The 10,608-nt window shown below is 39.4% G+C and carries 9 protein-coding genes; 8 read left to right on the top strand and 1 reads right to left on the bottom strand.

The window, feature by feature from the left end; genetic code table 11:
* The first annotated feature begins 155 nt into the window (after positions 1–155).
* The 6 genes from HUN22_RS12460 to HUN22_RS12435 all read left to right on the top strand — a co-directional run bounded on the left by HUN22_RS12460 (position 156) and on the right by HUN22_RS12435 (position 7,831).
* Complete coding sequence (locus HUN22_RS12460) at positions 156–1,217, top strand: HlyD family secretion protein (protein WP_174729809.1); 1,062 nt, start codon at positions 156–158, stop codon at positions 1,215–1,217.
* A gap of 25 nt (positions 1,218–1,242) precedes the next feature.
* Positions 1,243–2,790: a DHA2 family efflux MFS transporter permease subunit gene (locus HUN22_RS12455; protein ID WP_174729806.1), complete on the top strand. Its 1,548-nt coding sequence runs from the start codon at positions 1,243–1,245 to the stop codon at positions 2,788–2,790.
* Positions 2,791–2,978: 188 nt separating this feature from the next.
* Complete coding sequence (locus HUN22_RS12450) at positions 2,979–3,767, top strand: hypothetical protein (protein WP_174729814.1); 789 nt, start codon at positions 2,979–2,981, stop codon at positions 3,765–3,767.
* Positions 3,764–5,350, top strand: a complete 1,587-nt coding sequence (locus tag HUN22_RS12445; protein ID WP_174729804.1) for a GH3 family domain-containing protein — start codon at positions 3,764–3,766, stop codon at positions 5,348–5,350. Before HUN22_RS12450 ends, HUN22_RS12445 begins: the two co-directional genes overlap by 4 nt.
* The gene (locus HUN22_RS12440) at positions 5,347–6,660 is read left to right on the top strand and encodes a TolC family protein (RefSeq protein ID WP_217488165.1); all 1,314 of its coding nucleotides are present in this window, start codon (positions 5,347–5,349) and stop codon (positions 6,658–6,660) included. The genes HUN22_RS12445 and HUN22_RS12440 overlap by 4 nt, the downstream gene beginning before the upstream one ends.
* Positions 6,661–6,667: 7 nt before the next feature.
* Positions 6,668–7,831: a hypothetical protein gene (locus HUN22_RS12435; protein WP_174729802.1), complete on the top strand. Its 1,164-nt coding sequence runs from the start codon at positions 6,668–6,670 to the stop codon at positions 7,829–7,831.
* 200 nt (positions 7,832–8,031) lie between these two features.
* Here the strand turns inward: HUN22_RS12435 and HUN22_RS12430 are convergent, their stop codons facing one another.
* Complete coding sequence (locus HUN22_RS12430) at positions 8,032–8,472, bottom strand: HD domain-containing protein (protein WP_174729799.1); 441 nt, start codon at positions 8,470–8,472, stop codon at positions 8,032–8,034.
* Between the two features lie 806 nt (positions 8,473–9,278).
* On the opposite strand from HUN22_RS12430, the gene HUN22_RS12425 reads away from it, so the two are divergent.
* Both HUN22_RS12425 and HUN22_RS12420 read left to right on the top strand, forming a co-directional pair.
* Complete coding sequence (locus HUN22_RS12425; RefSeq protein ID WP_174729796.1) at positions 9,279–9,827, top strand: TetR/AcrR family transcriptional regulator; 549 nt, start codon at positions 9,279–9,281, stop codon at positions 9,825–9,827.
* Positions 9,828–9,918: 91 nt separating this feature from the next.
* Entirely contained in the window at positions 9,919–10,539 is a 621-nt protein-coding gene (locus tag HUN22_RS12420; RefSeq protein WP_174729793.1) for a hypothetical protein, read from the top strand.
* Positions 10,540–10,608 lie beyond the last annotated feature (69 nt).

Genomic DNA, 10,608 nt, shown 5'->3' with positions numbered 1-10,608 from the left:
ATGATATTTAATTAAATTAAGAACCATAATTTGCACCAAATTTTACGCTGTCACGATTCATTTAATAAAACCAAGTGAAAAGTTACGTAAAAATGAAACCAATAATTTTATTGGCTTAAATAAAAAATTGAACATTACAAATAAGCGGAATAAATATGGATAACGTAGCTCAGCTAGAAACTGATACTAATTTCCAAAGTCGAAAGAAAATAACTTGGGGTGTTTTTAGTATCCTGCTGTTATTTTTAGTTGCTGGTATCGTATATTATTTTTTTGTATACCGATTTTATCAGTCTACTGATAATGCTTATGTGCAAGCCGATGTCACTTGGGTAATGCCAAAGATTTCAGGCGAAGTGATGGAGTTATTAATTAATGATAATCAGTTTGTAAAGCAAGGGGAAACTTTAGCTATATTAGACCATCGTGACTATCAAGCTCGTTATGATCAGGCCCGTTCTGTGGTTACCTTAAAAGAGGCGGCGCTTGGTGTACAACAACAAAATGAAAAGTCTGCTCAGTCTTCAATTAGTGAAGCAAATAGTGGTGTAGTGGCAGCACAAGCTGATTTAACTCGTTTAAGAAAAGATTTTGAACGTTATCAAGATTTATTAAAGGATGGTGTGATTACCCGCCAAAACTTTGAAGGGATTCAGTCTCAATATTTAACGGCTCAGGCACAACTCAGCAAAGCACAAGCTGCCGTAAATGCTGCAGAAGCTCAGTTAGGCAGTTTACAGGCTAGTCGAGCACAGCTTCTGGCAGATATTCAAAGTGCCAATGCAAACTTAAATCTTTATCAAGTCGATCTTGCATCATCAAAAGTGGTAAGTCCTGTAAGTGGTAAAATCGGCAGCCTTGCAATACAGAAAGGATCACGTGTTTCTCCGCAAACTCGTTTAATGGCGATTATTCCTGAAAATAGTTTGTATGTACAAGCGAACTTCAAAGAAACCCAAATTGAAAAAATGCATATTGGTCAGAAAGTTAAATTAAAACTTGATGCCTATCCAAGCCTAACTTATAGCGGAAAAATTGAGAGCTTTTCACCAGCATCAGGCGCAACTTTTTCACTCATGCCACCAGACAATGCCACAGGCAACTTTAATAAGGTTGTCCAACGTATTCCTGTACGTATTGCTATAGATTCAAGCCCGCATATCGATCTTATAAAACCCGGAATGTCGGTGAGTGCCACCGTTGACCTAAGAACTTAATAATAAAATTTTTAGGTAATAATAAATGAATAAGCATATTGACGATGAGTGGAAGTTTCCAGCAAAGACGGCTTGGGCAATTTTTGCTGCCATGATTTTTGGCAACTTCATGGCGATTCTTGATATTCAGATTGTGGCGAGTTCTCTAAATGAAGTTCAAGCTGGCATGAGTGCAAGTCGTTATGAAGTCACTTGGGTACAAACGGTTTATTTAATTGCCGAGATTATTGCAATTCCAATGTCGAGTATTGTCTCGCGGGTGCTTTCAACACGGGTATATTACACCATCTGTGCAATTGGTTTTACGGTGAGTTCTTTACTTTGTGCATTGGCATGGAACTTAGAGAGTTTACTGGTTTTTCGTGGCATTCAAGGTTTTATGGGCGGTGGAATGATTCCGACTTCCATGACCGCATTGTATCTACTTTTCCCTGAAGCAAAACGTTCATTGCCTTTGGTGATGTTTGGAATGATCAGTACTTTAGGGCCTGCGATTGGCCCAACCATTGGTGGCTGGCTCACCAATAACTTCTCATGGCACTGGATGTTCCTGATCAATATTATTCCGGGCATTATCATTGCTACAGTGATCTACTCAGGTCCAAATATCGACCGTGCGAACTATTCACTCATTAAAAGCATGGATTGGTTCAGCCTCATTGGTATGGCGATGTTTTTGGGTGGGCTTGAATATTTCCTCGATGAAGGTGCACGACATGACTGGCTTGCTGACACAGGCGTTCGTATTGCTTTTATGATCTGTATTGTGGGTGGCATGATTTTCTTCTCTAGAAGCTTTACCCAGCCTAAACCTTTGCTTGATTTAACAGTATTTAAGAATAAAAACTTTACGCTTAGTGCTATCACCACTTTTGTAATTGGTATGGCGCTCTATGGCTTGGGTTACATGATTCCTGTGTTTCTTGGGCAAGTTCGTGAAATGAACAGTAGCCAAATTGGTCACGTCATGATGGTGACAGGTATTGTCATGTTCTGTTTTGCGCCGTTCCTTGCTTGGCTTATTCCTAACTTCGATACCCGAAAAACCGTATTTGTCGGAATGGTTCTGGCTGGCTTTGGTGTTTGGCTCAATTCGCATCTCAGCATTCACAGCGATTATGACTTTATGTTCTGGCCGCAAATTTATCGTGGTATTGGTCTTATGATTTGCCTTATTGTGGTTTCGCATTTGGCTATGAGCACTTTGCCACTCAGTAAAGTGGCCGATGCCAGCGGTATTTATAACCTTATGCGTAATATCGGCGGAGCGGTCGGACTAGCACTGATTAACTCATCATTGGATTGGCTAACCGCGCTACATGTCACCCAGATCAATCAGTCGATGACACCGCAAAACTGGATCTTCATGGAAAGACTCGACCAGCTCACGGCGCAATATCAGGAAGTTGGCTCAAATGCACAGCAAATCGCGCTGAGTGTGATCTATCGTGACATTCATTTTCAGGCACTGACATCGAGTTTTAATGACTTATTGCGCATGCTCGCAATCATCATGTTTGTGACCGCCTTTTTAACTATCTTTATGGATCGGGGGAAGAAAATGAATATGTAGATATTTAAAAAATAAAGGCAGCTTTCAAAGAATGAAAAACAAGAGGGCATATCAAAACGTATCCCTTCATAGAAAAAGAACATGAATACGAGTTTCTAATATCGCCGTATGAGCGAGGGGAACTCACAGATCTGGATGTGGGAGATTAAAGTATTATGATTAATACAACATATAAACTGATTTCAAAATTGAACCTGAAAAGCGTAACTTATGGGCAATATTTTGAAAAAGAGCAAATCGATACTGATCGACTAAAAGTGATGTATTCCATTTACGAACAGTATTATGAAAATACCAGATTTTCTATTTTCGTAGATGATTTTAAAAATAAAAGTGGTGCGATCTTAATTTTTGACTCTGAAACAGATGAAATTGTCGGTTTCTCAACTGTTGTGGTGCAGCACTTCTACTTAAATGGTAAAGACTACACCGTATTATTTAGCGGTGATACTGTCATTTTGAAGAAGTTTTGGGGCACGCGTAGTCTGCAAAGTACCATGCTCAAACTCATGATTAAGCTTCGAATCAAATATCCTTTTAATGAACTCTATTGGTTACTGATTTCTAAAGGCTATAAAACTTATCTCTTACTTGCCAATAACTACTATGTGTATTACCCAAACATTAAAGATGAAAACCAACACCTTTCAGAAGTTGTCGAGCACTACTGTGAAAAGTTCTTTGGTGAATACTACGACCGTGAAGCTGGCTTACTCAACTTTGGTGATGACTATCAACCATTAAAAGGTGAAGTTGCGCCGATTACTGCCGAAATGAGAGAGAAGAACCCAAATATTCATTTCTTTGAGCAGATGAATCCGACATGGAAAGCAGGCACAGAACTGCCATGTATTGGTCGATTAGGCTGGAAAGATATTGCTCGTTTCCCTGTAAAGCTGATGACCAAACCGACCAGTAAAGGAAAATTTGAAGCTTGTGTAACCCATAAAACAAAACGTAGAGAGGCCATCCAATGAAAGCTAACAAATGGCTAACCTCAGGTTCACATCTGATTTTAAAAAAATGGTGTGATGCATCTGACCGTAATTTTCAAAAACAGTTTAATGCCTTAGAGACCACGCAACGTCAAATTTTGCATTCGATATTACAGACCTCTACCTTTGCTAAAGATAAGAAAGTTCAAAACTATGAGCAGTTTGTAAAATCATTTCCTGCGACACGTTACGGCGCGTGGCGAGAAGACATTCAACGTTACCGTGAACAAAAGCTTTCACTGTCTAGCAGTAAACTGGTTCGTTTCCAGCCGACCAGTGGTTCGAGTGAACAAATCAAGTTTATTCCATACACCAAGCTGTTTTTAGATGAACTTGACCATGCGATTGCGCCGTGGATGGCGAGTTTATACCGTAAATGCCCACAGCTCAGTTCAGGTACGCATTATTGGTCGGTGTCATGGTTGCCTGAAAGTCAGCGTGAAGTTTTAAAAGATAAAAACCTAAATGATGATAGTGCGCTACTCGGTGTTGGTAAGCGAATTTTATCTAAGTTTACCCAAGCGGTTCCAAGTAATGTTGCATTTGCAGCCAATGCCGATGACGCACTCTTTGCCACCATTTGTTATTTGGTCGCAAACCGTAATTTAGCCATGATTTCAGTGTGGAGTCCGACTTTTGCGCTGCAATTACTTGAGCGTTTGGAGCTATTGCAACAAGATGTGATTGAGGTGCTTAACAGTGGCAAATGGGGCAATCGTCAAGCTTCCTTGAAAGAAGTGACTGCGCCGCATAGCCCTGAAAGTGCTCAAGCCTTAATTTCAAGTTCAAACGGTGAGCAGATCGACTTCAAACAGCTATGGCCAAAATTAAGTCTGGTATCGAGTTGGGACACCGCAGGTTCAAAAGCTTGGGCCGAAAAATTAAAAGAGAAATTACCCAGTGTTCAGTTTGAAGGCAAAGGGTTATGGGCGACGGAAGGTGTAGTCACGATTCCTTATAACGACCAATACCCGCTAGCGTATCAAAGTCACTTCTATGAATTTGAATATTTAGAAGGTGAAAAACAGGGTCAAATCATTCCGTCGTGGCAGCTTAAAAAAGGCGACGTGGTGAGTCCACTGATTACTTCGGGTAATGGCTTGCTACGCTACTGTCTGGATGATTGCTTACGAGTTACAGGCTTTATCGAGCAAATTCCGTGTTTTGAGTTCCAAGGCCGCCGTTTTGGTGTAGATTTGGTCGGTGAGAAACTTGCGCCTGAAACAGCCCAACAGTTGTTGACTCAGTTAAATGAAACCGAATCGAAAGCAATTTCTTTACTGGCGATTGATACTCAACAACAAGAGAAACCATTTTATTGCGTGCTTTTTGAAGGCGAAATTCACCAGAGCATTAACAACGAATATATCGACAGTATCTTGCGTCAAAACTTCCATTACGAACTTGCACGAAACTTGGGGCAGCTTGACCAGCCACAAATTCGCCAAGCCAATAATGGCTGGAATGCGTATAAGAAATTGGTGATGTTTGATGGCATTATCGAAGGCAATATCAAACCTGAGCCACTCAAGAAAGTCACCCTCAATAGTTTGGAACAACTATGAAAGGGATGAAGCCATTTAATACTCGGTTTTTAACACTTCGACACGCCTTGTATTTAGGCGTGTTGTTGGTGTCGAATGTACAAGCGATGACTTTAGACGAGGCATTGTCTGCCAGTTTAAGACATGAAAGTCAGCTTGAAGTCAGCCGTTTAAGCGTGAACCAGTCCACCGCAATGCTTGAACAAGCTAGACAGCGCGATGGACTTAAAGTCAATTTAGTCGGGCAACTGGACTATGAAAGAATAGATACGCCTTCACACGTCCTTTTTCCAACTGAAGGAAACCGTAAAGGCCGAAGTTTGCAATTGCAGGCAGATTATCCGATTTATACTTCTGGGCGACACCGTTTAGGAATTGATGTTGCCGAAAGTCAGCTTTCTGCCCAAAACCAAGGTTTGTCAGATCAACGATCGGAAACCATTTTAAATACCGTGATGGTCTATACCGACGTATTAAAAAAGAAAGCGATTTTAGAACTTAGACAAAAGACCATGGCGAATCTGCAACGGTCTTTATATGAGTCAAAGCGCCGTTTTGACGTGGGTATGATTACTCGCGCAGACTTGGCTCAGGTGTTGGCTCAAGTCGCGCAAGGCCAAGCCGATATTACACAGGCTCAATCTAATCTGACAGTAAGCGAAGCACAGTTTTACCAAGTGACAGGTGTAACGCCTGACAACCTTGTCACGATTAAACAACTACCCGCTATTCCGGCTAACTTAGATGAAATTTTGGCTCAAACCAAGAACCATCCAGCTTTAATGCGTAGCAAATACGAAAAACAGGCTGCCGAGAAACAATATGCTTTAACTAAACGTGAACTCTGGCCAACGGTCATGCTGACTAGCCGTGCTGGAAAACAGGATGAAGCAAGCTATATTGGCTCCGAAAGTAATAACTATATGGTTGGGGTGCAACTCAATGTACCGCTCTATGACGATGGTTTAAATCGGGCCAATGTTAAAAAAGCGCAGGCCGATATAGAACTGGCTAACCAAAAAACGCGAAGTCTTGAATTAGATTTGAATAAACGTACACGCACGACTTATGCGCAGCTTCAAACTATTCGACAAAATAAAGAAGCACTGGCAAATGCCATAGAGGCAGCATCTATTGCGTTTGTCTACACACGTAAAGAGTTTGATGTCGGTACCAAAACTACTTTTGATTTACTCAATACAGAGCAGAAGTTACTTGATGTACAAACCCAAAAAACAGTCAATGATCAAGACGAAGTGGTATATGTCTATCAGCTACTCGACCAAATGGGTCGTTTAAACAGTTTGGTTCCTATACAGACCGCACAATAGGTGAATAATGAATAAAACAAATCCACCACTTGCTGACAATACGCTCGTTACCCGTGAAGCAACTTTGGCAGATGATCAGGCTTTACGAGAGTTAATCGCCGTACCGATGACCACTAAAGGCATACAAATTAGCTTTCAGCGCGAACCTAGTTACTTTAGAGCCTCCGACATTGTCTATCGGCATAAACTGCATGTCGTGATTGAAGATACCGAGAGTCAAAAGAAGCTCGCTTGTTATAGCAACGGTTACCGTCCGTGCTATGTCGATCGGAAAGTTGAGAACTTACGATACGCGGGTGATTTACGGGTAGACCACAACTATCGGGGTAAATCACTGGTGAAGGTTTTGGCAAAGCATGTAAAACAAACTATGCATGAACCGAACTTTAGCCAAATGATTATTTTTGATGATAACCACGCGGCGCGGGCAGCCATTCAAACAGGCAAAACGGGAATGCCCGATTATTATGATGAAGGACTTATCGAAACACTTAGCCTGACGAGCACTGGCGCAAAACAGAAAATCATGGCTTTTCTAAAGCAGACTTCTAAACAGAGTCATCTTCAAGAGATTCGTAGCTGTGTCGCTGAAGTTAAGCATGTACCAGCCATGAATCAGTTTATTAGCGACATGGCCGAATTTTATAATTTTATTCCAGCCTATAACTTTGAAGAACTGGCCCAAGGTCATCAGTATTTTTCTGGAATGAAACTATCGGACTTTTCACTTTACTTTAGAGGCGAAAAACTGGTGGGCATGTTTGGCTTGTGGGATCAGCATAGTATTAAGCAAACCAAGATTCTAAATTATAGTTCGGCTATAGGTGTGCTTAGACCCGTTTATAACCTGCTGACTCCAATCACTAAAGGCATGCGTTTGCCTAAACTCGGTGACTCTATTCAGTACCATGTGTTACATACGCTTATGTGCCATCCAGAAGATTTGGCTTTGCATCATAAAATGCTTGAAGATGCCTATAACAAGTCAAAACAGCAGGGCGTTGGTGTGGTGAGCTTTACGCTTTCCCATAAAGACCCACGTTATCAGTTAAACCAGTTTTATAAAGGTGAGCGTTTAACAGGAATGCATGGTTTTATTAGTTATGAGGGCGACCCAAGACCACATTTTGATAAAAACCTGATTCCATATTTAGAAGTTGGGCGTATTTAACCTTGAGATAGGTTCGCCGTAGATCATAAATGAGCAAAAGTTTGCTCAATTCTTAAGAATGTTAAATAGGATTGAGCAAATATATGCACAAAATGATGAATGTTAGCTAGAGCAAGAGTCCTTTTTCAGGGTGAATTTGATTTCGTTACAAGATCAAATTGATCGTCTTATATTTTATAAACCTAGCGAATTTGACCTTTTCAGTCCAACCTATCTTGCGCCGTTGAAACAATTAACATGGTTTGAAGATAATAATCTACACGTGAGTGATTATTGTCTTTATGTGAGTTATGCGCATTAAAAGCTGCATCATGAAGTTTCACAACTCGAGCGATCGGATTCGAACTACAACGAATTAAATATTCTTCGCGTGTTTCATCTTCTCGTTTAGTTAATGCATCAACGGCATCACGGACTTCTTTTCCAAATAAACTTTCGATTTTGTCTAGCGTAAGAGGAGTGTCTTCAACACTATCGTGTAGAAGGGCTGTAATAATATAGACTTCTGAAAATCGATGCTCAATGAGTGAATTGACTACGCCTTTAATATGGTAATCAAAGTAATCATGAGGACCATACTTTTGACTTTGATGCGATTCTTTTGACAATTTCTCTGCTAATTCAACTTTATTTTGAGTCATTTTTTGCTCTTGATACTTTATGTATATGACAGGGCCTAATTTGTGAGATGGGTCGCTTAAGTCATAATTTTATACTGGATAGCCACTCATAAAAACATCTCTTAATAACAGTAGTGTCTCTTTTTATGTATTCATGTTTAGTTGAGAGGAGACAATTTAAAACTTAACTTTCTAAAATTTTAAACTTTAACTTAATGATCTAAAAGCGAATTGTAAATAATAATTAAGAATTTCCTTAATTATGTAATTGAATGAAAAATAATAACTATTTAAATATTTTATAGCCAATTTCACATTGACACTTCAAATATTGGAGATTACCATTTGCGGGCTGGCCTACATTGCCAGCCGGTTCTCGCAGACCGAATTTTCGACCGCATCAGGATTATTTCTTCTGAGGAATAGTTTTGTGCGCACATCTCGTTCCCTCCCGTAGCGGTAGGACGGGAGTGGGACACCCACGGGTGTGCTGGATGTCGAAACCAGTCTGCGAACCCACTTCCGTTCTGCCACCATAATTCTTAGGCTCTGGCAGAACTCCATATATAAGGAGTTGGCTTTGCACATCCATTATTTCTTGGCAGCCATTGCCAAAAGCTATAACAACACAGCTTAAAACATTTAACGCAGCTTGATCGCCGTAAGGCTTTTTCAGGCTTTAGCTCGTTATTACTTAAAACTTAGACAACTAAAACTTGAGATGTGCTGCGCACAGTCTTTATGGCTTTGCTATGCCTTTTTTCTCCCAAAGGCAGCGGTTTTTATATCTCATTTATATACAACAATAATTTTATAACGGTAAAAGTATGCCAAAAATAGTTCTCTCAACACGTGCATTAAAAGTCGTAAATAAATCAATTGAGTTATTTCACTACAACGGGTTTCATCTGGTCGGTATCGACAAACTTGTGAAAGAGTGTGAAGTTACCAAAGCAACTTTTTATAACTACTTTCACTCTAAAGAAAGGCTGATAGAAATCTGTTTGATTGTGCAAAAAGAGCGCTTAAAAGAAAAAGTGGTTTCAGTAGTTGAATACGACCATGACACAAACGCAGCCGATAAACTCAAAAAGCTTTATCTTTTACATGTAGACCTAGACGGGCTGTATTACTTATTATTTAAAGCCATTTTTGAAACAAAACTGACTCATCCAAAAGCCTACCAAACCGCCGTGCGATATAGAACATGGCTGACTAATGAAATATATAGCCAGCTTAGAGCGCTTAACGCAGATGTTTCCTTTACCGATGCCAAACTATTTTTATATTTAATCGAAGGCGTAATTATTCAGCGTTTAAGTTTGGTTGAGCTTGATGAGAGAGTAGTTGAGGTGTTTTTGAGGGGGATGGGGTGAGGGTATTATTTCAACAATTTCTATTTATAATACCATTCTTAAAAATGGAAATTAGATACTGTGTTAATTAACAATGGAATATTTATAAATTATGAGTGTAGATAAAGATTCTTTAAAAGCTGGAGCAGAATTATTAGAAGTTGTTATTGACACCTTTCTTGTACCTGAAGGTTTAGTCAAAGATATTCCTGTTGTCGGTAGTATTTTTTCTCTATCAGAAGCTTGTAGTACATTTAGGAACAAAAGATTTGCAAAAAGGGTTACAGCATTTCTAACAAATTTTTCATCTGATGAATTTGAAAAATTTAAGAGTGTTATAGCAGATAAAAGGAATGAAGATTTAGGTGAAGAAATATTAAGTGTAATAGAAAACTTGGAAAAGGAAGTTCAAGTAAATATGGTTGCACGTGCAACAAAAGTGCACATAAGTCTGCTTGAAGAAGGCCATGCACCAGAATCTATTAAATATATGTTTGACCAAAATATTCATATTATTAAACAGTTAGATAGTCTACTTTTAGGAGGGTTACAGGAAATCTATAGTGGTAAGAGTTCATGTCAAATTATTTTGATAAAACAAGCCTTGTTGAACTTGGGTTTATTAGAGCAAAAAATTGACTCTGCAATGATGGGAATCAACAATTCAAATCTATCTTTTAGAACATGTGAGTTTGGGCGGTTATTTTATAAGACAATTGTATGTGGTGAATAATAGTCAGATAACTTATCATTGCTAGTTTCTACAATTGTTGCTGCAACAAGTATTAGAACCTTGCTCATG

The sequence above is a fragment of the Acinetobacter lactucae genome (assembly GCF_013344765.1).
Taxonomy (GTDB): domain Bacteria; phylum Pseudomonadota; class Gammaproteobacteria; order Pseudomonadales; family Moraxellaceae; genus Acinetobacter; species Acinetobacter lactucae_A.
The sequence above is the reverse complement of the archived record's forward strand: the minus strand, read 5'-3'. Positions and strand labels throughout refer to the sequence as shown.

Excerpts from the sequence above, each read along its gene's own strand:
- HUN22_RS12430 (WP_174729799.1), bottom strand. The coding sequence starts at position 8,472 with ATGACTCAAAATAAAGTTGAATTAGCAGAGAAATTGTCAAAAGAATCG.
- HUN22_RS12460 (WP_174729809.1), top strand. The coding sequence starts at position 156 with ATGGATAACGTAGCTCAGCTAGAAACTGATACTAATTTCCAAAGTCGA.
- HUN22_RS12420 (WP_174729793.1), top strand. The coding sequence starts at position 9,919 with ATGAGTGTAGATAAAGATTCTTTAAAAGCTGGAGCAGAATTATTAGAA.
- HUN22_RS12440 (WP_217488165.1), top strand. The coding sequence starts at position 5,347 with ATGAAAGGGATGAAGCCATTTAATACTCGGTTTTTAACACTTCGACAC.
- HUN22_RS12455 (WP_174729806.1), top strand. The coding sequence starts at position 1,243 with ATGAATAAGCATATTGACGATGAGTGGAAGTTTCCAGCAAAGACGGCT.
- HUN22_RS12425 (WP_174729796.1), top strand. The coding sequence starts at position 9,279 with ATGCCAAAAATAGTTCTCTCAACACGTGCATTAAAAGTCGTAAATAAA.
- HUN22_RS12435 (WP_174729802.1), top strand. The coding sequence starts at position 6,668 with ATGAATAAAACAAATCCACCACTTGCTGACAATACGCTCGTTACCCGT.
- HUN22_RS12445 (WP_174729804.1), top strand. The coding sequence starts at position 3,764 with ATGAAAGCTAACAAATGGCTAACCTCAGGTTCACATCTGATTTTAAAA.